The 20,741-nt window shown below is 67.1% G+C and carries 20 protein-coding genes; 4 read left to right on the forward strand and 16 right to left on the reverse strand.

The features are described 5' to 3' along the window. Nucleotides 1-125 precede the first annotated feature (125 nt). The gene (locus tag ACMPH2_RS00200; RefSeq protein ID WP_072499479.1) at nucleotides 126-923 is read left to right on the forward strand and encodes a glycosyltransferase family A protein; all 798 of its coding nucleotides are present in this window, start codon (nucleotides 126-128) and stop codon (nucleotides 921-923) included. A gap of 11 nt (nucleotides 924-934) precedes the next feature. Here the strand turns inward: ACMPH2_RS00200 and ACMPH2_RS00205 are convergent, their stop codons facing one another. From ACMPH2_RS00205 to ACMPH2_RS00215, 3 genes are all read right to left on the reverse strand, one after another. After that, nucleotides 935-1,900 (reverse strand): glycosyltransferase family 2 protein, encoded by a 966-nt coding sequence (locus tag ACMPH2_RS00205; protein ID WP_417118304.1) that lies wholly within the window; start codon nucleotides 1,898-1,900, stop codon nucleotides 935-937. Continuing rightward, a complete protein-coding gene (locus tag ACMPH2_RS00210) occupies nucleotides 1,901-3,016 on the reverse strand; it encodes a DegT/DnrJ/EryC1/StrS family aminotransferase (protein ID WP_072499478.1) in 1,116 nt (371 codons plus the stop codon). Nucleotides 3,017-3,077: 61 nt separating this feature from the next. Further along, a complete protein-coding gene (locus ACMPH2_RS00215) occupies nucleotides 3,078-4,538 on the reverse strand; it encodes a lipopolysaccharide biosynthesis protein (RefSeq protein WP_417118305.1) in 1,461 nt (486 codons plus the stop codon). A 139-nt stretch (nucleotides 4,539-4,677) separates the two neighbouring features. On the opposite strand from ACMPH2_RS00215, the gene ACMPH2_RS00220 reads away from it, so the two are divergent. The 3 genes from ACMPH2_RS00220 to ACMPH2_RS00230 are packed head-to-tail and all read left to right on the forward strand — an operon-like array spanning nucleotide 4,678 to nucleotide 6,906. Beyond that, nucleotides 4,678-5,823, forward strand: coding sequence for a sugar-transfer associated ATP-grasp domain-containing protein (locus ACMPH2_RS00220; protein WP_417118306.1), 1,146 nt, complete (start codon nucleotides 4,678-4,680; stop codon nucleotides 5,821-5,823). A 1-nt stretch (nucleotide 5,824) separates the two neighbouring features. After that, on the forward strand, nucleotides 5,825-6,532 hold the full coding sequence (locus tag ACMPH2_RS00225; RefSeq protein ID WP_303133252.1) for a glycosyltransferase family 2 protein: 708 nt from the start codon (nucleotides 5,825-5,827) through the stop codon (nucleotides 6,530-6,532). Between the two features lie 8 nt (nucleotides 6,533-6,540). Beyond that, nucleotides 6,541-6,906, forward strand: a complete 366-nt coding sequence (locus tag ACMPH2_RS00230) for a DUF2304 domain-containing protein (protein ID WP_009279003.1) — start codon at nucleotides 6,541-6,543, stop codon at nucleotides 6,904-6,906. Nucleotides 6,907-6,911: 5 nt separating this feature from the next. Here ACMPH2_RS00230 and ACMPH2_RS00235 read toward each other — a convergent pair whose 3' ends face one another. The 13 genes from ACMPH2_RS00235 to ACMPH2_RS00295 all read right to left on the reverse strand — a co-directional run bounded on the left by ACMPH2_RS00235 (nucleotide 6,912) and on the right by ACMPH2_RS00295 (nucleotide 20,719). Then, nucleotides 6,912-7,868, reverse strand: coding sequence for a glycosyltransferase family 2 protein (locus tag ACMPH2_RS00235; RefSeq protein ID WP_062531376.1), 957 nt, complete (start codon nucleotides 7,866-7,868; stop codon nucleotides 6,912-6,914). 73 nt (nucleotides 7,869-7,941) lie between these two features. After that, nucleotides 7,942-8,298, reverse strand: coding sequence for a DMT family transporter (locus ACMPH2_RS00240; RefSeq protein WP_197414967.1), 357 nt, complete (start codon nucleotides 8,296-8,298; stop codon nucleotides 7,942-7,944). Continuing rightward, nucleotides 8,295-8,687, reverse strand: a complete 393-nt coding sequence (locus tag ACMPH2_RS00245) for an EamA family transporter (protein WP_009279000.1) — start codon at nucleotides 8,685-8,687, stop codon at nucleotides 8,295-8,297. Before ACMPH2_RS00245 ends, ACMPH2_RS00240 begins: the two co-directional genes overlap by 4 nt. Beyond that, the gene (locus ACMPH2_RS00250; RefSeq protein WP_417118307.1) at nucleotides 8,674-10,590 is read right to left on the reverse strand and encodes a glycosyltransferase family protein; all 1,917 of its coding nucleotides are present in this window, start codon (nucleotides 10,588-10,590) and stop codon (nucleotides 8,674-8,676) included. Before ACMPH2_RS00250 ends, ACMPH2_RS00245 begins: the two co-directional genes overlap by 14 nt. 108 nt (nucleotides 10,591-10,698) lie before the next feature. Further along, nucleotides 10,699-11,496, reverse strand: a complete 798-nt coding sequence (locus ACMPH2_RS00255; protein ID WP_417118308.1) for a sulfatase-like hydrolase/transferase — start codon at nucleotides 11,494-11,496, stop codon at nucleotides 10,699-10,701. A 27-nt stretch (nucleotides 11,497-11,523) separates the two neighbouring features. Continuing rightward, nucleotides 11,524-12,357 carry a hypothetical protein gene (locus ACMPH2_RS00260; protein WP_417118309.1) on the reverse strand — a complete coding sequence of 278 codons (834 nt, stop codon included), beginning with the start codon at nucleotides 12,355-12,357 and terminating at the stop codon, nucleotides 11,524-11,526. Further along, complete coding sequence (gene rfbA / locus ACMPH2_RS00265) at nucleotides 12,347-13,240, reverse strand: glucose-1-phosphate thymidylyltransferase RfbA (RefSeq protein ID WP_417118310.1); 894 nt, start codon at nucleotides 13,238-13,240, stop codon at nucleotides 12,347-12,349. The genes ACMPH2_RS00260 and rfbA overlap by 11 nt, the downstream gene beginning before the upstream one ends. 38 nt (nucleotides 13,241-13,278) lie before the next feature. Then, complete coding sequence (locus ACMPH2_RS00270) at nucleotides 13,279-15,708, reverse strand: glycosyltransferase family 2 protein (protein ID WP_417118311.1); 2,430 nt, start codon at nucleotides 15,706-15,708, stop codon at nucleotides 13,279-13,281. A gap of 191 nt (nucleotides 15,709-15,899) precedes the next feature. Continuing rightward, the gene (locus tag ACMPH2_RS00275; protein WP_009278995.1) at nucleotides 15,900-16,292 is read right to left on the reverse strand and encodes a hypothetical protein; all 393 of its coding nucleotides are present in this window, start codon (nucleotides 16,290-16,292) and stop codon (nucleotides 15,900-15,902) included. Between the two features lie 119 nt (nucleotides 16,293-16,411). Next, a complete protein-coding gene (ruvB, locus tag ACMPH2_RS00280) occupies nucleotides 16,412-17,479 on the reverse strand; it encodes a Holliday junction branch migration DNA helicase RuvB (RefSeq protein WP_009278994.1) in 1,068 nt (355 codons plus the stop codon). Beyond that, nucleotides 17,479-18,111: a Holliday junction branch migration protein RuvA gene (gene ruvA / locus ACMPH2_RS00285; protein ID WP_009278993.1), complete on the reverse strand. Its 633-nt coding sequence runs from the start codon at nucleotides 18,109-18,111 to the stop codon at nucleotides 17,479-17,481. The genes ruvB and ruvA overlap by 1 nt, the downstream gene beginning before the upstream one ends. Then, on the reverse strand, nucleotides 18,108-18,758 hold the full coding sequence (gene ruvC / locus ACMPH2_RS00290; RefSeq protein WP_009278992.1) for a crossover junction endodeoxyribonuclease RuvC: 651 nt from the start codon (nucleotides 18,756-18,758) through the stop codon (nucleotides 18,108-18,110). The genes ruvA and ruvC overlap by 4 nt, the downstream gene beginning before the upstream one ends. A gap of 65 nt (nucleotides 18,759-18,823) precedes the next feature. Next, complete coding sequence (locus tag ACMPH2_RS00295; protein ID WP_417118312.1) at nucleotides 18,824-20,719, reverse strand: hypothetical protein; 1,896 nt, start codon at nucleotides 20,717-20,719, stop codon at nucleotides 18,824-18,826. Nucleotides 20,720-20,741: the final 22 nt, after the last annotated feature.

Genomic DNA, 20,741 nt, shown 5'->3' on the forward strand with positions numbered 1-20,741 from the left:
TTTTAGACTAAGGTGCCGTGGGATCGGGGGCGGTACCAGAGAGTTCACACGAGCCCTCCTTGATGCCACGCCGCGCGCGAGCCCGTGCGCGACACCGGGGACGGGCAAGGCCTTGGGAGGCGCCCTTGCTCACCAGCGATGACCACAGCTTCGCCGTGCTCGCGTACGGCGAGAGCCCCTACCTCGCCGAGTGCGTGGAGTCCCTCCTGGCGCAGACCGTGCGCACGAGGGTCTTCGTGTCCACCTCCACGCCCAACGAGCACATACGCTCGGTGGCCCGGCGCTACGGGCTCGAGCTCCGCGCAAACGAGGCCGAGCCGGGCATCGCGAGCGACTGGAACTTCGCCGTAAGCCAGTCGCAGACCCCGCTCTTGACCCTCGCGCACCAGGACGACACCTACGAGCCCGGCTACGCCGAGCACATGCTCGGCGGCATGGCCGCGGTGGAGCGGCCGCTGATCTTCTTCACGAACTACGGCGAGCTGCGCGAGGGACGGAAGGTGGACGACAACCGCCTGCTCCGCGTGAAGCGCCGGCTCCTCTCCCCCATCGGGTGGTCGGGGTCCGCGGACGACCTGCGCACGAAGCGGAGGGTCCTCTCGCTTGGTTCGGCGATCTGCTGCCCCTCGGTGACCCTCAACCTCCCCCTACTTCCCAACCCGCCCTTCCGGACCGACATGAGGAGCAACCTGGACTGGGACGCGTGGGAGCGCTTCTCCCGCCTCGAGGGCAGCTTCGTCTACGACCGCGAGGTGCTCATGCACCACAGGATCCACGAGGGCTCGGAGACGAGCGCGCTCATACGGGACAACACGCGCACCGAGGAGGACCTCAGGATGCTCGAGAGGTTCTGGCCCACGCCCGTTGCGCGCGCCATCAACCTCGTCTACTCGCGTGCGCAGGCGAGCAACTCCAAGGCCTAGGCAGCGGCGGGCTAGAGGTTGATGCTGCGCCCCCTGAGCACCCTCGCGAGCAGCCCGGCATACCAGCGCGGCTGGGCGAGGACCAGCGAGAGGGGGCTCCTCTCCCGGAGCGCGTCGCGGAGCACCTCGCCCATGCGCTCGACCCTCCTGGAGCCGTGGCTCCACTTGAAGCGCAGGCGATAGCAGGTCAGGCGCGCCCAGGACTGGGCCTCCTCGTCCCCGTAGCACAGGGCGTAGTCGAGGAGCGCCTTGCCATAGAGGACCTCGTTCCTCGCGAAGGCCGCGTCCTTCTGCCTGGTGGCCGAGTAGCTCGAGCCACCCTTCCTGACGTGGCGGTAGGCGCTCCAGCGCTCCTGGACGCAACGCACCTTGCCCATGGTGAGGAAGAGGAAGGCGTTGCGGCGGTCGCCGGGGTAGAAGTCGTACCCCTTGAGCTCGTTGAATCGGTCGCGAGCCGCGAAGTACTCCTCCCTGCGGCACATGAGGGTCCCGCTCTGTCCGGGGAGGCAGTAGTAGAAGTTCTCGCGGTAGCTGTACTCGTCGTCGACGCACTCGGGATAGCGCTCGCCGTTGGGTCGCGACAGCGCGTCCACGACGAGGCAGTTGGTGTACACGGCGGAGTGGTCGGGATGCCCCTCGAGGAAGCGTAGCTGCTCGGCGAGCTTGCCGTCGTAGGTGAAGAAGTCGTCGCCCTCGAAGTCGACGAGGTAGCGGCCCCTCGCGCGCGCGTACAGGTCCTCGCCGTTTGCCACAGCCCCCATGTTGTGCTCGCGATAGAGGATGGTGAAGCAGTCGGGCAGCTCGGGCTCGAGCCTTCGCAGCACCTCCCTGCTGTCATCGGTGGAGCAGTCCTCCCCCACCAGCACCTCGAAGGGGAAGTCGACCTTCTGGGAGGCGATGCTGCGCAGGCATTCCTCGACGTAGCCGCCGTGGTTGTAGACCGATACCACGACGCTCAGCAGCGGGCTCTGCTCCATCTACCCCACCCTCACGGAGAGGACGACGTCGCAGATGCGGTCGACGTCCTCCAGGGCGAGGTCCGCATAGAGCGGGAGGGTGAGGACGCGGCTCGAGACCCTCTGGGCCACGGGCGTGAGCGACGAGTCGAAGCGCCCCGCGTAGCAGGCGTAGTCGCTGATGAGGGGGAAGAAGTACTTGCGCGTGTGCACGTCGCGTGCCATGAGGGCCTCGTACGCGTCGTCGCGCGTGGCCCCGAAGGCCTCGGGGTCGAAGAGGACGGGGAGGTAGGCGTAGTTGGGGGTGACGCCCGGCTGTCCCGCGCAGAGCGTCAGGCCGCCGATTTCAGAGAGGCGCTCGCGGTAGCGTCCCACGACGCGCGCGCGCTTCGCGATCTCCTCCCCGAGGTGGCGGAGGTTGCAGATGCCCATGGCGGCGCAGAACTCGTTCATCTTCGCGTTGCCGCCCACGTACTCCACGGACTCCGTGCCGGTGATGCCGAAGTTCTTCCACTGCTCGAGGAGGGGCTTGAGGCTCGGGTCACGGAAGCAGATGGCGCCGCCCTCGATGGTGTTGAACACCTTCGTAGCATGGAACGAGAACATCGAGGCGTCGCCGAACGACGCGGAAGAGACCCCGTCCCTGCTCACGCCCAGGGCGTGCGCGGCGTCGTAGATGACCTTGAGGCCATGGCGGTCCGCCACCTCCTGGATGGCGTCGACGTCGCAGAGGTTGCCGTAGACGTGGACCGGCAGGATGGCGCAGGTCTCGTCGTCGACGAGTGCCTCTAGCTTCGAGGCGTCGAGGGTGTAGTCGTCCGGCCTGATGTCGCAGAAGACGGGCGTGAGGCCCTTGCGCACCAGGGCATGGGTGGTGGAGGCGAAGCTGAACGGCGTCGTGATCACCTTGCCGTGCAGGTCCATGGCCTCGAGCACGCACTCCAGGGCCGAGTGGCCGTTCGTGAAGAGGGCCACGTTGGGCACGCCCAGGAAGGACTCGAGCTCAGCCTCGAGCTGCTGGTGCTTCTCGCCCATGTTGGTCAGCCAGTGCGACTCCCAGAGCGGCGCGATCTCGCGCACGTACTCGTCCAGCGGCGGCATCGACGAGCGCGTCACCAATATCGTCTTAGCAGACATGCGAATTCTCCAAACCTTGCGTGCACTTTGACGAACCCGGGCGCTGGCATGGCCGCGCCCATCAGCCGGCCCTTCCCATCCTAAGCTCTCGCAGCGTGTCAAGGAGATAGAAAAACTCCTCCACGCGGAAGAGGGCGGAGAGGCCGACGTACGCGACGAGCATGGCCACGCCCTGGAGGAGGATCGTGGGCAGGTCGCCGAGGCCCAGGAGAGAGACGGGCCAGGCGACGAGCGCGGCCGCGAGGGCGAGCAGGAAGGCGGGGCAGATGTCGCGCACCTGTTCGAGGTAGGCATAGCCGATGACCCGCTTGTTGGGCGAGGCGTTGATGAAGGTGCAGAGGAGGGCGACCACGATGTACCCGCTCACGATGGCGTGGAGGTCCCTGAGCACGAAGGTGGTGAAGGAGAGGACCGCGATGCCCACCACCTTCTTGACGACCTCGAGCCTGAGGAAGAGGTCGCTCCTCCCCATGCCGTTGAGCACCTGCAGGTTGGTGGTGTGGATGGGGAGCATGGCGTACACGACGCAGTAGAGCTGGACGAAGGGGACGCTGGGGAGCCACGCCTCGCCCAGCACGATGCGCACGACCGGCGTCGCGGCGGCGGCGAAGAGCGTCATGGCGGGGACGATGAGGTAGGTGGAGGTCTTGAGGGCCCTGCGGGCGAGGCGCTTGACCCGCGCGGCATCGTCCTGCACGTGGGCCACGGCCGAGAGCATGACGGGCTGGATGGCGCCGTCGAGCATCGCGCCCAGGGCGAAGGGGTACTTCTTGCCCTGCGAGACGTAGCCGAGCTCGGAGCTGGAGAAGACCTTGCCGATGAGGAGGTCGGAGAGGCTCTGGTAGCCCTGCTCGAGAATCCCCGAGGCGAGGAGCTTCCAACCGAAGCAGAACAGGAGCAGGGCACGGTCGCGCTCGAAGCGCAGCCTCGGCTTCCAGGGGATCTGGAGGGCGAGCACCAGGCACTTGCAGGCCTGCTGCAGCAGCTGCTGCACGACGAGAGCCCAGATGCCGCCGCCCAGGAGGGCGGCGACGACGCCGGCGCTGCCCGAGACGACCCCTGCCGTGACCGTCGCACGGAAGGTCTTCTGGAACTCGAGACGACGGGCGACGATCGCCTCCTGAATCGAGTTGTAGGCGTTGACCACGAGCACCAGGACGAGCACGCGCAGCGGGGTCACGGCCTGCGGCATGCCGTAGAAGGAGGACACGGCCGGGGCGAGGCAGAAGACCGCCACGTAGAGCACGACCGAGATGGCGAGGCTCATCCAGAAGACGGTGTCGAAGTCGGCCTCGCTGGCGTCGGGAACCTGGATGATGGCGGTGTTGAGGCCGCTCTGGACTATGACGTTGCCCACGTTCACGAAGACGAGCATGATCGCCAGGACGCCGAACTCCGCCGGAGAGAGCAGGCGGGCCATGACCACCTGGACCACGAGCGTGACCACGGCGGTGCCGCCCTGCTCGAAGAGCTTCCAGAAGAGCGAGCTGAGCGTTGTGGACTTCAGGTCCTTAGCGGGCAAGTGGTCCTCTTCCCAAACCGAGACGCGCGCCCCGAGGCAGCCTGGGGACGCGCGTCGCACTCGTTAGCGATCATCTCATTGTATAGTATCTAAGGTTCATAGGCCCAAACGTCGGGGAAGTTGACAGATGAGAGACAGAATGAAGAGTGCACTACCCAAGCTCGAGGACCTCCTCGCGGACGGTTTCACGAAGAGGATGGCCGCGAGCTACCTCGGCATCCTCGAGACCGAGCGCGCCAGCGGGCTCTTCGACGCCGACTACCTCGAGTGGGCACACGCGCACGGCTTCTGCGCCGAGTCCGCCTACGCCTACGGGCTGAGCGACGCCAACCTCGGAAGCTACCTCTCTGACTACGACTATTGGAGGCTCTGGCCGCTCAACGACTGGCAGCGCATCTGGATCAACGACAAGCTCACCCTCAACGCGCTGCTCAGCGACTCCGAGCTCGCGCAGTACCTGCCGCGCTACCACTACTACAGCTCCCGCGGGCACCTGCTGCCCCTGGGAGAGGGCGACGGAGCGGGAATGGAGGGCTTCCTCGCCTGCCTGCGGCGGGAGGGGGAGCTGGCCTGCAAGCCCTGCAACGGCAGCGAGGCCAACGGCTTCTTCAAGCTCGCGTTCGAGGACGGGAGCTACCTCCTCAACGGCAGGCCCGTGGGGACGGAGGGCGTGGGGCGCTTCGTCGCCGAGAACCCCAACTACGTGTTCACCGAGTTCATCCATCCCAATGCCCAGCTGGCGGCCATCGACCCGCTCATCCACACCATGCGCGTCCTCGTGCTCAACCCCACGGGCATCGACCCCGTGGCCGCCGCCTCCTACCTTCGCTTCGCCGTGGGCGTGGACGAGACCGGGAGCTCCGCGAACTACCAGGCCCCCACGACGGCGGACATCTGCTCGTACAACGTGGGCGTGGACCTCTCGTGCGGGCGCTACGGAGGGGGCAAGGTGGTGTACGCCGCCAAGGTGGTCGACTCCCCCAAACACCCGACGAGCGGCACCCTCGCCGAGGGGCAGATCGACTGCTGGCCCCAGATGCTCGAGATGATGCGTCGCATATCCCTCAAGGTGCGCGCCTGCGAGTACCTGGGCTTCGACGCCTGCGTGACGGACAAGGGGCCGCGCATCATGGAGATAAACTCCCACTCTGGCGTGAAGTACCTCCAGCTCTTCACCCCCATCATGGAGGACGCCCGCCTGAGCGAGTACTTCTCGTCCAAGATCGCCGCCATCGACGCCCTGGACGAGGCCGACAGGGCGGCCCGCAACGGGATCGTCCGCTAGCGTGGGCGCCACGGGACGGGGCGGGACGCCCCGGGTCATAGCGATCGTCCCCGCCTACAACGAGCAGGAATGCCTGGCGCGGACCATAGGGGAGCTCGTCTCGACCTGCCCTGACATCGACTACCTGGTGGTCAACGACGGCTCGAGCGACGACACGCCCAAGATCTGCGACGAGCTGCGCCTGAACCACATCGACCTGCCCGTCAACTGTGGCCTCTCCGCCGCCTTCGGGGCGGGCATGCGCTACGCGCTCGAGCACGGCTACGACGCGGCCGTCCAGTTCGACTCCGACGGGCAGCACGTGCCCAGCTACATACCCTCCATGGTCCAGGCGATGGCCGAGCGCGACGCTGACATCGTGATCGCCTCGCGCGTCATGGCGGGGGGCAGCGCCGTGGGCCTGCGCGGGTTTGGCGCGAAGCTCATCACCCTGCTCATACGGCTCACGACCGGCCAGGTCATCGGGGACCCGACCTCGGGCATGAGGCTCTACTCAAGGTCGATGATCGAGCACTTCTCGTGCAGCTTCGACCTCTCGCCGGAGCCCGACACCATCGCCTACCTCATCCGCAGGGGTGCGAAGGTGGTGGAGGTCCCCACCGTGATGCGGGACAGGCAGGGCGGCACGAGCTACCTCAGGCTCTCCAGCTCGCTCTCGTACATGGCGCGCACCTGCCTGTCGCTTCTTCTATTCCAATGGTTCAGGTGAGGAGAGACATGCCGCTCACCCTTCGCATCAGCCTCGTCGTCGGGACGCTCCTCGCCCTGGCCCTCGTCCTGCGTCGCATCAGCAAGAGGAAGATCCGCGTCGCGGACGCCGTCTACTGGGTGGTCTCGATGCTCGTCCTGGTGCTCCTCGCCCTGTTCCCAGGCGTGGCCATCCTCGTCTCGGGCTGGCTGGGGTTCCTCTCTCCCAGCAACTTCGTCTTCGTGACGATCATCGCCCTCATGCTGCTCAAGCTCTTCGGCCTCGCCTCTGACGTCTCGAGGCTCACCGACAAGGTCGAGCGCCTCTCGCAGGAGATCGCCCTCATGAACGGGGATGCAGGCGAGGGGCAGGGCCGCCAGGGCGAACGGTCCTAGCGACCCTACCGGCCCTCACGCGAGGGGGAGGCCGCCTCGCGCGAGGACGAGACCGCCTCGCGGACGATGAACTGCGGGGAGCTGTTGAGCGACAGGACGATGTCCCCCAGGTACTCGCCAATGATGCCCAGGGCGAGGAGCACCATGCCGAAGAAGAACAGCATGACGCAGATGAGCGACGTCCAGCCCATGGGCACCCCGGGGTCGAGGAGCCTGTGCACGAGCGAGACGATGCCAAACAGGAAGCCCGCCAGAGCGGTGGCGGCGCCAAGCGTGGACATGACCCGCAGGGGCAGCACCGTGTAGTTGAAGTACGAGAGCCAGAGCCTCACGAGCTTCCCGAGCGTGTAGTTCGACGCGCCATGCTCACGCTCGTGGTGCTCGATTGTCACGTTGCCGATGCGGTTGGTCATGCGGCCGAAGAGCGCCTCGACGTAGGGGTTGTAGTTCTTGTACTTGATGACCTGGTCGCACACCGCGCGGCTGATGAGCCAGAAGTTGCTCGTCTCCAGCCCCTTGGGACGAGAGAGCAGGACCTGCGCCGACGTCTTGTTGAGCCAGCTGCTGAGGTTCTTGAGCGGCCCGTTCGCGGACTCCCGGTACACGCCGTAGACGATGTCGTAGCCTTCCTCCATCTTTTTGAGGATGACGGGAATCTGCGAGGGATGGGTCTGCAGGTCGTCGTCCATGCCCATGACGAGGTCGCCATGGGCGTAGTTCATCCCGCACATGAGGGCGTTGTGCTGGCCGAAGTTGCGCATGAGGGTGAGCGCGAGGACGTCGTCCCTCTCGCGCGCGAGCTGCGAGATGACCGAGAAGGTGTCGTCGGGGGAGCAGTCGTCCACCAGCACGAACTCGCAGTCGTAGCCCGCGAGCCCTTCGAACACCTCGGAGCAGAGCCCCACGACGGCACGGATGCTCTGGCTCGAGCGATAGCAGGGTATGACTATGGAGACCAGCATGACGCTCCAAACTGCCCAGGGGGCTCAGGTGGGTTGGGGGCCGTCACAGTCTAGACCCAAGCGGACCTCCGGTCTACGAGAGGCCTAGGGAGTAGATGACGATGCCCAGGACGATCAGGGCGAGCGCCAGCCCCTTCTTGGGCGTGATGCGCTCGTGGAAGATGGTGACCCCGAAGAGGGTGACGTACACGTAGCCGGTGGCGTCCAGGATAGAGCCCATGGAGAGCGGGATGCCCCGATACGCGAGCACCGAGAGCAGCGTCGCGCCCACGAAGAGGGCGTACGCGACCACGACGAGCGGGTTGAGGTACTCGCGCAGCGCGCTCTCGTGCCCCCTCAGGGCGCTCTTCTTGAGAAGGACCTGCGAGACGGAGCTCACGAACACCCCGAGGAGACTGAGCCCGGCGTATGCCATGACCGAGCCGCTCACGAGGCCTCGCCCCCTTGCTCCCCCTCGCCGTCAGGCGAGGTCGCGAAGAGAGCCACGCCGACGAGGACGACGAGGGCGCCGACGACCTTCTGCGGGCTCAGCCGCTCGCCGAAGAGGAGGACGCCCCAGACGATGCCCCAGACGACCGTGACGGCCCGATTGGCATAGGCGGTGGTGAGCGGCAGGCGCTTGATGACCTGCTGCCACCCCAGGGCGTAGAGTCCCAGCACGAGGATCATCCCGCCGTAGTAGAGGACGAACCCCAGGCTCATGAACTCCTGTCCGGCGGCGAGCTTGCCGAAGATGCTGCACAGGGAGTAGAGGACGAGGAGGAGGTGCAGGAGGAGGTAGGTGGCGCCCCTCCCCCTTCCGGAGCTAGTCGATCCCAAGGTAGCCCCTCCAGAACCCCTGCGTCACGAAGCGCCTGCCCGCCTCCGCGTACTCCTCGCGCAGGCGGTCGCCGTTGCGCTCGATCTCCTTGGCGTCGCGCTTGTAGCGCTCCCAGACGGCCCTGAAGCGCTGGCGGTCCATGTGGCGGATCACCCCACGCTGGTTCTCGAGGTCCACCGCGACGATGGTGTCCTTGCGCCTTATCTGGTCTGCGGGGTACAGCCATCCCGCCACGTCGATGATGGCGGAGCTCCCCCTCTGGACGTAGCCGAGGTCGAGGCGCTGGCCGTTGAAGGTGGCGAAGTCCTCCAGGCGCTGACGGAGGCTGCGCCTCTCCACCACGTCGCTGTCCTTCTGGGCGTCCACTTGTGCGATAAGGGAGAGGTCTATGCCCTCCTCCTCGGCCTGGCGCCTCAGCTCCGGGAAGGGCAGGAGCCTCTCCGCCCGGCGGTTCGCCTCCATGAAGGCCCTCTCGGTTCGCCCGCGCTCCTCGAGGAAGGCGGGCCCCTTGAGGAAGTCCTCGAGGGCGTCGAGGACGAGCTCGGCGTTGGTGTAGTTGAACTTCTTGAGCTCCAGCTGCACCAGGTGGTAGGCCTTGCGCAGGAAGTCGGACTGGGGGGCGACCCCGGTGGCGTACTGGGCGACGAGGGAGTTGCGCGTCACCTGGTAGCGCTCGACGGCCGCGCTGTAGCGCCTCACGAAGGAGGGATGCCAGAGGCAGATGCCGTTCATGGTCATGAAGCGGGCGCGGCAGCGCAGCGCGTACTCGATGTCGTCGTAGCGGACGAAGAGGGGAAGCGGCAGGCCATGGCGCTCGATGGCGGTGACGGGGATGACGCAGTACCACCAGCCCGCATACTGCTGGACCTGGTCCTCGCTGCCCGAAAGCTCCGGGTGGGCGCCCATGACCTCGTTTGCCACGACGGAGTGGAGCTGCCCCATGCGCAGGGAGGGCTTGAGGGGGACGCAGTCGCCCGAGAAGGTGACGAAGCCGGTGTCCTCCCAGCGCACGTCCGGCTCGAAGAGGTCCATCATCGCGCCGGAGACGAAGTCCTGGGCGTGGTCGTCGCTCACGATGCGCAGGAGGTTGTAGGTCCTCAGGATGCTCTCGGGAGAGATGAGCACGTCGTCGTCCATGAGGATGACGTGCGTCGCCTTGGGCCTCTGGCCGAGCGCCTCGATCATGCCGCGCGCGTAGCCGCCCGACCCGCCCACGTTGTCGTTGGGATGGACGCGCACGCGCTCCGCCTGAAGGCGCTCGGCGTCGAGGCTGCGGCCGTTGTCGACGATGTGCATGGTGAAGTGCGTGGCGATAGGCTCGTCCGAGGCCAGTATGCGCGTCTTGGCAAGCTCGACGTTGCGTTCGACGTACTCCTCCTTGCGGAAGGTCGTCGTGCACAGCGCGAGCTCCACGTCGCGCAGGCCGTCAGCGGGAACGCTGGCGAAGTAGTGGGCGTTGCGAATGAAGACCGGCCCTTCGCCCTCCTGCACGATGACGAACGACTCGATCACGTCCTCGTCAGAGTTCTCCATCCGGAGCTCGATGCTGTGCCACTCGTCCGACGCGGGGACGTCGAGCTCGCTTCCCCCCACCAGCTCGACGTCCCAGCTGAAGACGTCGGCGCGGGACTGGAGCAGCCTGAAGGCCGCCCCCTTGGCCTCGAGGTGGAGGAAGAACTCCTTGGCGACCGTGTAGCTGCGCCACTTGGAGACCGAGAGGGCGTTGAAGAACGTCGTGAAGTCATGGGTCCCCGGGCCCTCCAGGGCCCATGCCTCGGGGCCCTCCCCCTCCGCACGCCGCACGAGCGCGGTGGAACGGTGGAGGAGGGTGGGCTCCTGCAGGAACTGGACGCTCTCGTCCAGGAGTACGTTCGCTAGCTTCACGTTGGCCACTTCAGCCATGGGCGGCTCCTCGGATGGTGGGTCTCATAGCGCAACAAGGCATCGTGCACCTACTCTAGCCCCTCTCGTCACGTCCCTGCCACGCGCATGGCCCCGCTCATACAGTCATCAGACGTCGGTCCCCGGCCCATCCTTCGGCAGCTTCGCGGCGAGGTAGCCCGAGAGCCCCTCCTCGAACTGCTTCGCTCGATCCTCGTCCAGCTCCGAGACGACCCCTCCCCTCGTGCTCAGGGTGGCGTCCACGTCATAGAAGGTCGTGTCGTAGAGGTTCCCATCCTTCTCGAACAGGCTCGTCCCGAGGAAGAAGTTGGGAGCGGAAAGCCCAAGGTAGTCCATCAACGTGGGCGCGAGGTCGAGCGAGTTCCTGCCGCCGGCGTCTATGACCCTCCTTACCACCCCCTTGTGATAGATGAAGAAGGGGATGTCAGAGATGGCCTCCGCCCGGTACGACGACTCGGGGAAGGCGGTGACGAACCCCCGCTCGGCGAACGATGCGTGGCCTGCGGTGAACACCACGATCGTGTCGTCTGCCATCCCGCTGGCGAGGAAGCGCTCCATGAAGCGCCCGAAGTGGTGGTCCGCGTCATGGAACTTGTTGAGCACGGCGTCGCCGCCGTCGCCGAAGCGCCTGTCGACCGAGTCGAGGGACGCATGGGTGCCAAAGGTGTATATGGCCGCGAAGAAGGGCTCGTCCCCGCCCTCGAGCTCCTCGGCAAGGTCAAAGAGGCGCTCGTACGCCTCGCCGTCCGACATGCTTGCCGCCATGCCCGAATACGTCCCAGGCTCGCCGACCACCTCGTCGAAGCCCAGAGTGCCGAGGTAGTCAGTGAACTGCTCGTTATTGGGCTCCGTGTTGATGAAGCGCGTGGCGTAGCCCAGGCCCGAGAGCGCCTGAAGAAGCGACACCAGCGCGTTCGCGTCGTAGTTGTCGTACTAGTATCCCGAGAAGAGCTGGCCGGAGAGGCCGCGATAGGTCGCGAAGCTGTGGTTGTAGCAGTTCTCGAACGAGACGGACTGGCCCTGGAAGCTCCGGACGTTGGACATCACGTCACGCTCGTCGTCGATGACCTCCTGAGAGAGACCCTCAGTGAAGATGAGGATGACGTTGGGCCTCTTGGGGAGGTCGTCTTCCCTGCTCACATGGCTGTCCAGCCCGGGGCGAAAGTACCTTGACGAGGTGTCGGACATCCTCGAGAGGCGCTCGACGTACGCCGCCCTCTCCCTTGCCTGCGAGACGAGGCTCGCGCAGCCGAGCAGCGGCGAGCCACCTGGCCCCATGGCCGTGACGGCAGCGGCCTCTGCGAGCAGGAGGGCGAGGAGGGAGAGTCCCAGGGGCCTGCGTGGGGCGCGCGGGGCGACGGGAAGCAGGCAGATGGCTATCGCCGCGGCGGCAGCCGCAAGGTATGGCCCCGCGTTGCCCGCGAGGTCCTCGATCGAGTCGACGTTGGCGAGCATGACCATCGTCACGTACGAGCCAGCGAAGTGCAGCACCGCGAGCTGGACGACGACGAGCAGGACCATGGCGTCGTTGAGCAGCTGGGCGACCATCCGGAGGCGCCCCCGTCCCATGAGCGCGAGCGTGAGCGCAAATATGACGAGGACCTCCAGCATGCCGACCAGCCCCTGAGCCATGTGCCCGTCCACGAGGGCCAGGAGGCAGAGGGACGCGCAGCACGCGAGCTTGAGGAGCGTCGAGACAAGGAGGAGCCTCCCCTTTTCGGGGGAGGCTCCGTGTCCGCCCTCGCGCGCGAGGTGCCTACTCTCCACCCGGGACGATCCTTCCCTCCGCCACGTCACGCAGGTGGCGGCCGTAGTCGCTCTTCCCGTAGCGCTCGGCGCACTCGAGCAGGCGCTCGCGGCTCACCCAGCCATTCTCGAAGGCGATCTCCTCGGGGACGGAGACGGGCAGGTCCTGGGCGGTCTCGACCGTACGCACGAACTGCGAGGCCTCGAAGAGCGAACCCATGGTTCCGGTGTCGAGCCAGGCGAAGCCACGACCCAGGGTGATGACGTCGAGCGACCTGTCCTCGAGGTACATGCGGTTGAGGTCCGTGATCTCGTACTCGCCGCGAGCGGAGGGCTTCACCTGGGCGGCCAGGTCGCTGACGCGCTCGTCGTAGAAGTAGAGGCCCGTGACGGCGTAGTTGCTCTTGGGCTCGGAGGGCTTCTCCTCGATGGAGACGGCGTTGTAGCCCTCGTCGAACTCGACGACGCCGAAGCGCTCGGGATCGTCCACGCGATAGCCGAACACGGTGGCGCGCCCCTCGGCCGCCGAGCGGGCCGCCTTGCGGAGGCGCTGGGTGAGGCCGTTGCCGTAGAAGATGTTGTCTCCCAGGACCAAGGCGCAGGGACCCCCGTCCACGAACTCCCGCCCGATGACGAAGGCCTGGGCGAGCCCGTTGGGCACCTCCTGCTCCGCATACGAGAGCGAGATGCCGAAGTCGGAGCCGTCCCCCAGGAGGTTCTTGAAGTTCGGCAGGTCGCGCGGGGTCGAGATGACGAGGATGTCCCTGATTCCCGCAAGCATCAGCGTGGACAGCGGGTAGTAGATCATGGGCTTGTCGTACACGGGCAGAAGTTGCTTGGACGTGACCGTCGTGAGCGGGTACAGGCGCGTCCCGCTCCCTCCCGCAAGGATGATGCCCTTCATGGCGGCTCCTCTCGAAACTTTGGCCAGTTGTTTGGAGACTATATTAGAAAGTTTAGCTTTCGGTACTTTCCGTCCTTGGCGATGTAGGGACTCAGCATGGGATCGCCCTCGACGAAGTAGCTCGGCCACCGCCTGAGGAGGTTCGCCCTCTCCGCGCAGTGCCGAACCGCCTTCTCGCCGCCCAGGTCCGACCCCCTGGAGACCGACTCGTAGTGCGTCAGGACGGACTCCGCACAATAGACGACATGGTAGCCAAGCTCCCCGAGCCGCAGGCAGTAGTCGACGTCGTTGTACGCGACCGTGAAGTCGGTCTCGTCGAAGCCGCCCAGCCTGTCGAACAGCTCCCGCCTGGTGAGGAGGCACGCCCCCGTCACCGCGGTGACGTCCTGGGTGAAGTTCAGCAGGTTGAAGTAGTTTGGCGACATGTCCGGCATGAGCTGTCCGAGGTGGTCCGGGAAGGTGAGGTGGAACGAGACCCCGGCATGCTGGATTGTGCCGTCAGGGTACAGGAGCTTGGCCCCGACGGCGCCGACGTCGTCACGGAGGCACCTCCCGACCATCTGCGTCAGCCATCCAAGGGAGACGACCTCGGTGTCGTTGTTCAACAGGAGGATGAGGTCCCCCTTTGACCTCCTCGCGCCGAAGTTGACCAGCTTGGAGAAGTTGAACTCGTCGCCCTGCAGGGGGTAGGTGACCACGGAGACGCGCTCGTGCTCGCGCGCCAGGGAGTCATACAGAGCAAACGTCTCGGGCTCGCGAGAGCCGTTCTCCACGATGACGACCTCGAAGTTCTTGTAGGACGAGCGGTAGAGGGAGTCGACGCAACGTCCCAGCATTCCGGACTCGTCGCGGCTGGGGATGACGATCGAGACCAGCGGCTCCTCCTCGAGCTCGAAGTCGAGCTGGAAGATGTTGTCGAACTTGGGCCGGATGACGGCCTTGGCGGGAATGTGGCAGCGGTCGAGATGCCCTTGGACGGACAGCTGGCCGGCATTGGAGGTGAAGCTCTTCGCGTCGGGGGAACCGGCGGTGGAGCCGGGGTGGATCCTCCAGTGATAGAGCACCTTCCGCACATGGTGGACGTGCCGCGCGAGCTCGCTTATGCGGAAGGTCATGTTGTGGTCCTGGGCACCGTCGAACTCCCTGCCCGGCAGCTCGAGCTCGTCCAGGACGGACTTCCTCACCGCCAGGAGGTGGGTGACGTAGTTGCAGGAGCAGAGGAGGTCGGGGTTCCAGTCCGGCTTGAAGAAGGGACTGACGAGGGTCCCCTCCTGCAACTTGTCCTCGTCACAGTACAGCAGGTCGGTGTCCGGGCGCTGGTTCACCGCCTCGGCGTACGAGAAGAGCAGGTCCGGCTCGATGACGTCGTCATGGTCCAGGAAGCAGACGAAGTCCCCGCTGGCAGCGAGGATCCCCTGGTTCGTGTTGAGCGTGATTCCCAGATTCTCGTCGAGGGTCAGCTCCCTGACGCGCCGGTCCGCATTGACGTAGCGGGCTATGCGGTCGGCGAGCTCCCGGTTGTCCGGACTGGCATTGACGAGCAGGAGCTCGAAGTCCTCATAGGACTGGCCGAGTACCGAGCCCACCATGTCGTCCAAGAAGGGGATCGGCGTGTTGAAGACGGGGACGACGATCGAGAAGCGCGGCTGGATGGCCAGCCTCGTGCGCCTCTGGATCTCGAGGAGGCTCCGGGATGCCTTGTGAGAGCGGAACCACTCGGGGTATGCCTCGTCGAAGTCTGCGCTCAGGGTGTCGAAATGCCACCTGTCACGCCAGGCCTGGAGCTCGAAGTCCTGGATTGTGACGAAGGAGTCCTCCCCATCCCGCGGCCTGACCCAGACCACGAACGACCATAGGTCGCGGGCGATGCGTACGGAGTAGGTGACGTGACGCCTCGAGTAGTAGCCCCTCTCTTCGATGCGATCGCTCAGGACGATGGGCTCGGCGATGCCATCTTGGACCTCCCTGCCGTTGGAGTCGAGCAGGACGAGCCCCGGGACCTCCCCCCAGTCATGGCGGGGCGGGGCGAGGCTGACGACGCTGATGTGCACGATGTCGTTGTTGTCCCAGGCGTTGAAGCAGACCCTGTCGATGGTGATCTCTGACTTGTTCAGCCGATTCTTGCTGTCGATGTTCCTGATCGACTCCGCCTCCTCGTTCTTGAGGGCGGTGTTGATCCTCGACTTGTTCTTCGCCCAGCCGGGGCTGACGTTATGCGAATCGAGGAGGCTGCGACCACCGTCGGCGGAGACGGAGAACAGCTCGACGCATTGGGGCAGGTCGAGCACCGGAACGACGATGACGAACTCTTCCTCTCCCAGCCTGTGGATGGAGGAGGGGACGACGTTTCCCTCGCTCGTGGTCGAGCGGACCTCGAGAGACCCGAGGGCCGAGCCCTTCCCCTCCACGATCAGCCTCTGGAAGATCTTCCCCTGGCCCCTGGTCACCTGGCGGTATCTCAGTCTCACTGACGTTCCCTTCCGTCACTCTCCCCTTGCCTTAAGGCGAGGCGCCTGGCAGATTGAGAGGGTTTGGCCACAGCGTTTTATCCCATCATATTATGGCCGCTCGTCTCCCTTGCACCGGGCGACGCGACGGCATGCGGGCGAGAGGAACAAGCCATGGAGGCATGGGCTAGTAGACCACATCGCCCAGTCGGTCACGAAAGCTCCGCATCGAGGCTCGCGAACTCCTCGGGGACGGCGCCGGGCTCGCAGCCAAAGCTCTCCTCGACGGCGCGCGCCTGGGCGAGGCGCAGCTCGGCGAGCGCGGCCCTGCCCATGTCCGCATAGGCTCCCGAGAGCCTCCTCAGGGTGTAGGCGACGTAGCCGGCGAGCGAGTCCGCCACGCCGGAGAGCAGCATCATGGTCACCAGCGAGTCTGGCGAGAGCTGCAGGGCGACCTCGGGGTCGAGGTCGAGGAGTCCCGCGATGGCGTCTTCCGCCTGCCCCGCGGACTCCACGTCCCCGTCCATGACGGCGCCCCTCAGGGCCGCCGTCGCGACGTCGACGAACTGGCTGATTATCTCGAGCAGGTAGTCGTGCTGGAGCATGTCGGTCTCCCAACGTCGGACTGCGGTCAACAGAGGACAGTCTATTACCTAGGCAGCCCGACTTGCAGACGGGACGTGGCGGGCACCGGCCCACCGAACGCGAGGGTGGGACGCAGGTGTCAGCGGGGACCTGCGGGCGGGACGACGCCGAGGTGCTCGAAGGCGAGCTCCGTCGCCTGCCTCCCCTGGGGCGTCCTAATGATGAGGCCACGTTGGAGCAGGTAGGGCTCGTAGACGTCCTCGAGGGTGGAGGGGTCCTCCCCCACGGCGGATGCGATGGTGGTCAGGCCCACGGGGCGACCCCTGAACGTGCGCGTGAGCGCGTCGAGAATCTTGATGTCCATCCAGTCGAGGCCCATCTCGTCTATCTCGAAGAAGGTGAGCGCCTCGGCGGCGACGTCCCAGCTTATGCTCCCCTCGGCCTTAACCTGCGCGTAGTCGCGCACGCGCTTGAGGAGGCGGTTCGCCAGGCGTGGGGTGCCGCGCGAGCGAGAGGCTATCTCGGCCGCGCCCTGCGCGTCTATCCGCACGCCCAGGATCTGCGCCGAGCGGACGACTATGCCCGCAAGCTCCTCGATGCTGTAGTAGTCGAGGCGGTAGCTGATGCCAAAGCGGTCGCGCAGGGGGCCGGTGAGGAGGCCCGTGCGCGTCGTCGCCCCGACCAGGGTGAAGTGCGGGACGTCCAGGCGGATGGAACGGGCTGCGGGGCCCTTCCCGATCACGATGTCAAGGAAGAAGTCCTCCATGGCGGGATAGAGGACCTCCTCGACCTGGTGGTTCAGGCGGTGGATCTCGTCCACGAAGAGGACGTCGCCCTCCTCGAGGTTGGTGAGGATGGCGGCGAGGTCGCCGGTGCGCGCGATGGCGGGACCGGAAGTGGTCTTGATCTTGGCGCCCATCTCATGGGCCACCACGTTTGCGAGCGTGGTCTTGCCAAGGCCCGGGGGGCCCGAGAAGAGCACGTGGTCGAGGGTCTCGTGACGGTCCTTCGCCGCCGCGATGAGCACACGCAGGTTCTGGCGCACGCGCTCCTGGCCGCAGTACTCGTCGAGCGTCACGGGGCGCAGGCTACGCTCGACGTCCAGGTCGTCCTCGGTGAGCTCGCCGCTCACCGACCGGGGGCCGCCCGCCCTTCGCTCGAGGTCCGCCACGTCGTCGAAGAGGTCGTCTCGCCCGTTCTCCCACATCAGGCAGCACCCCCCAGCCTCTTGAGGGCGTAGGCGACGGCCTTCTCGATCGTGGTGACGCCAGCCTCGCCAAGCCCCTGGAGGGCGAGCTCCGCCTCCTGGGGGGTGAAGCCCATGGCCAGCAGGGCAGAGCCGGCCTCGTCCCTGACGGACTCGCTCGTCTGGGGCAGCGGGACGTCGGAGGCAGGCGCTTCGGACATGCCCACGAGCCCTCTGAGCTCCGCATCCTTCGCGAATACGTCCTGCAGCTCCATGAGCAGGCGCTGTGCCTTCTTCTTGCCCACGCCGGGCACCTGCGCCATGCGCGTGGCGTCCTGGGTGGCGACGATGGTGGCGAGCGATGCGGCGGAATAGGTGGAGAGGACCGCCAGCGCGAGCTTGGGGCCGACGCCGGACACGGCGACAAGGCGGTCGAATACCGAGCGCTCCTCCCTCGTGGCGAAGCCGTAGAGCTCGAGGGCGCTCTCCTTCACCAGGAGGCGCGTGAGGAGCGTCACCCCCGCCTCGCCCACGGCGGGCAGAGACGCCGCCGTCGTGGCGGAGACGCCAAGCTCGTAGCCCACCCCGCCCACGTCCAGCACGACGCGCGTGGGAAGGGCCTCCAAGAGGCTGCCCGTAAGCTGAGAGATCACTGGGAGTTCCTCCTACTCTGACGGGAGCGGCCCATCCCCGACGCACCCCGAGCGCCCGCCACGTGGGCGGCCGTCGCGGCGGCGGTGACCTGGCGCGCCTCCTCGCGGTCGGCCTCGGCCTGCGCCTCGAGCTGCTCCAGCACCTGGACGCTCGCCCCGTCCTGCACGATGTGGCGCGTACGGGTCAGGTTGGCGTGGCAGACCGCCGCAGCAAGGGCGTCCGCGCAGTGGTCGGGCCTGGGGTCGTGGTCGAGCGCGAGGAGGGTGCGGACCATGTAGATGACCTGGTACTTGTCTGCCGAGCCGGTGCCCACCACGGCCTGCTTGATCTGCATGGGGGTGTACTCCCCCACCTCGAGCCCCGCCCGGGCGCAGGCGACGATTGCCGCCCCGCGTGCGTGGGCCGTGGCGATGGCGGAGCGGCTGTTCTCTCCGAAGAAGATCTTCTCTATGGCGAGCTGGGACGGCTGGTAGGCCTGTATGGCGTCGGATATCTCCGCATAGATCCTGCCCAGGCGACGGTCGAGCTGCTCCGAGGCGGGGGTGCTTATGCAGCCGTACGCGCGGGCGCGGCACACCGGGCCCCGCGTCTCGACGATGCCCCAGCCGGTGTTCGCGAGCCCGGGGTCGATGCCCATTATCACCATCCGCACTCCAATCTAGAACGTGCGTTCTATGATAGCAGAGCGGGCGCGGCCTCCCGGCCCAGAGCTCAGTTGTCCGAGAAGGGGCCGGACCACTCGCGTCTCCCGTCGGCACGTCCCCCGCCCTGGCGCCCGCCGGAGAAGGGCGTCGCGTCGTCGACGATCCCGAAGCCGGCGTCCACGCCAAAGTCCCTCAGATACGAGATCGCCTCGTCGAAGGCGCGGGGGGCCTCCTGCGCGTGCGCCTCGTCGTTCCCCTCGGCCGCCGGCCCAGCCGGCTCGCCGTCGGCCGTGCGTGGTGACGCGGCGGCCGTCCGCCCGCCCCTCGGGTCGTCCCGCGGGGAGAAGAGCCTTTGCGCCAGCTCCAGGGGCGACTCGACGGGGCCCGCCGCGTCGTGCCAGACAAACGGAAGCGGGGGCGCGGCGTCCTCCACGGGGCAGGTGCTGGCGCCCAGGCAGGGGGCGAGGACGGCTCGTGACGCGGCGGTGGACTCGTATGCGGCGAGGACGGCGCGTGCGAACGAATCGTCCACCCCCGCCGCCTCGGCCAGCTCGAAGGGGCGCCGCATCCACTCGATGCGCTCGCAGAGCACCGCGTCGACGCGCGCCACCCAGTCCTCGCGCGCACGGGAGCCCCGGGGAGGCTCGACGCCCTCGACGCGGGGCAGCTCCCCCTCCGTGAGGGCAAGCTCGCCGAAGACGGGACTGATGGCGTTCCTCAGCCGCGCGAGCGCGACGACGTCAGAGAGGTAGACGTCTCCCAGGGGGTGCAGGAGGACACCAGGCTGGGACGTGCCCCCGCCCAGCGAGAGGCCCGTCTTGTCAAGGAAGCCCACGGGCAACAGCCCCCCTTCCTGGGCATATGCGGCAAGCTGCGCGAAGGGCAGCAGGCGAGGGAGGGTTCCTTCCCGGCCGCGGCCGGCCATGCCGGGCAGCTCGACGAGGTCGACCCCGAGCTCACGGGCGAGCCTCCTGCACGAGCGCTCGCGCGCCTCTCCCCCAAGGGAGGGCAGGAGGGCGTGGACGTTCTGGGGGCCGAGCGCGTCGCTCGAGAGGGTGGCGAGCAGCCTCGAGCCCAGGCTGCCGTCCAGGACGAGGGCGACCCCCGGAAGCCCCAGCTTGCGCACGTAGTCACGGAGTCCGAGGCAGAGGGCCTGCCACATGAAGAGGGTCTCGTCGAAGAGCTCGGGCTCGACCGGGCTCCGCAGGACCACCTCGTCCCCCCGTGCGGGGAGCTCCGCCACGAGGAGCTGCTCCTCGAAGGAGGGGGCGAGGGCGACGAGCTCGCCCTCGGGGGTCATGACGAAGCTCCCGCCCGTGTAGACCTGCTCGCCGTAGCCCCCGAGCCCACCCACGGCGACGACCCAGGCGCCCGTGGCGGCGGCGTCGGCGGCGAAGCGCCCTCCCAGGACGTTTGCGCCAAGGGGGGAGCTGGGGTCGTCGGCCGCATAGGGATAGGGCGAGAGGAACACCACCGCGTCCAGGTCGCGGTCATGGTCGTCGTAGTCGTCCAGGTCCTCGTAGCTCAGGGCGAGCCCCAGACGGAGGCCGGAGAGCTCGAGCACCGGAGGAGGCGCCGACGTCGACGCCTCCTCCGACGCGCCACCTGGCACCCCAAGCGAGACGTCGCCCGACCAGGCGGGCACCCCGAGCGGCACCACGCGGCCCCGCTCGAGGAGGAAGGCCTCGGCCTGGGAGACGTCGCCGAGGCTCATGACGGCGGGCACCACGCAGGGACAGGCGACCTCGCGGGAGAGGTCGGAGAGCGCCAGCAGAAGGCTTGAGGCGAAGGGCTCCTGGTCGGCGGGGGCGGTCGTGCCCTCCGGACCCGAGAGCAGGGGCAGGGGGAAGAGCAGGAGGTCGACGCCCCTTGCCGCGGCACGCTCGGAAAGGGCAGCCACCCTGCCCGGAGTGCCCAGCAGGTCGCCTGGCCTGCTTCCCATCTGGGCGATTCCCATCCTCATCCGACCTACCTCCGATCACGTT

The sequence above is a fragment of the Olsenella phocaeensis genome (assembly GCF_048189965.1).
In the GTDB taxonomy this organism is placed as follows: Bacteria; Actinomycetota; Coriobacteriia; order Coriobacteriales; family Atopobiaceae; genus Olsenella_I; species Olsenella_I phocaeensis.

Excerpts from the sequence above, each read along its gene's own strand:
- ACMPH2_RS00210 (WP_072499478.1), bottom strand. The coding sequence starts at position 3,016 with ATGTCTGCTAAGACGATATTGGTGACGCGCTCGTCGATGCCGCCGCTG.
- ACMPH2_RS00235 (WP_062531376.1), bottom strand. The coding sequence starts at position 7,868 with ATGCTGGTCTCCATAGTCATACCCTGCTATCGCTCGAGCCAGAGCATC.
- ACMPH2_RS00220 (WP_417118306.1), top strand. The coding sequence starts at position 4,678 with ATGAAGAGTGCACTACCCAAGCTCGAGGACCTCCTCGCGGACGGTTTC.
- rfbA (WP_417118310.1), bottom strand. The coding sequence starts at position 13,240 with ATGAAGGGCATCATCCTTGCGGGAGGGAGCGGGACGCGCCTGTACCCG.
- ruvB (WP_009278994.1), bottom strand. The coding sequence starts at position 17,479 with ATGTGGGAGAACGGGCGAGACGACCTCTTCGACGACGTGGCGGACCTC.
- ACMPH2_RS00275 (WP_009278995.1), bottom strand. The coding sequence starts at position 16,292 with ATGCTCCAGCACGACTACCTGCTCGAGATAATCAGCCAGTTCGTCGAC.
- ACMPH2_RS00295 (WP_417118312.1), bottom strand. The coding sequence starts at position 20,719 with ATGAGGATGGGAATCGCCCAGATGGGAAGCAGGCCAGGCGACCTGCTG.
- ACMPH2_RS00230 (WP_009279003.1), top strand. The coding sequence starts at position 6,541 with ATGCCGCTCACCCTTCGCATCAGCCTCGTCGTCGGGACGCTCCTCGCC.
- ACMPH2_RS00205 (WP_417118304.1), bottom strand. The coding sequence starts at position 1,900 with ATGGAGCAGAGCCCGCTGCTGAGCGTCGTGGTATCGGTCTACAACCAC.
- ACMPH2_RS00250 (WP_417118307.1), bottom strand. The coding sequence starts at position 10,590 with ATGGCTGAAGTGGCCAACGTGAAGCTAGCGAACGTACTCCTGGACGAG.
- ruvC (WP_009278992.1), bottom strand. The coding sequence starts at position 18,758 with ATGGTGATAATGGGCATCGACCCCGGGCTCGCGAACACCGGCTGGGGC.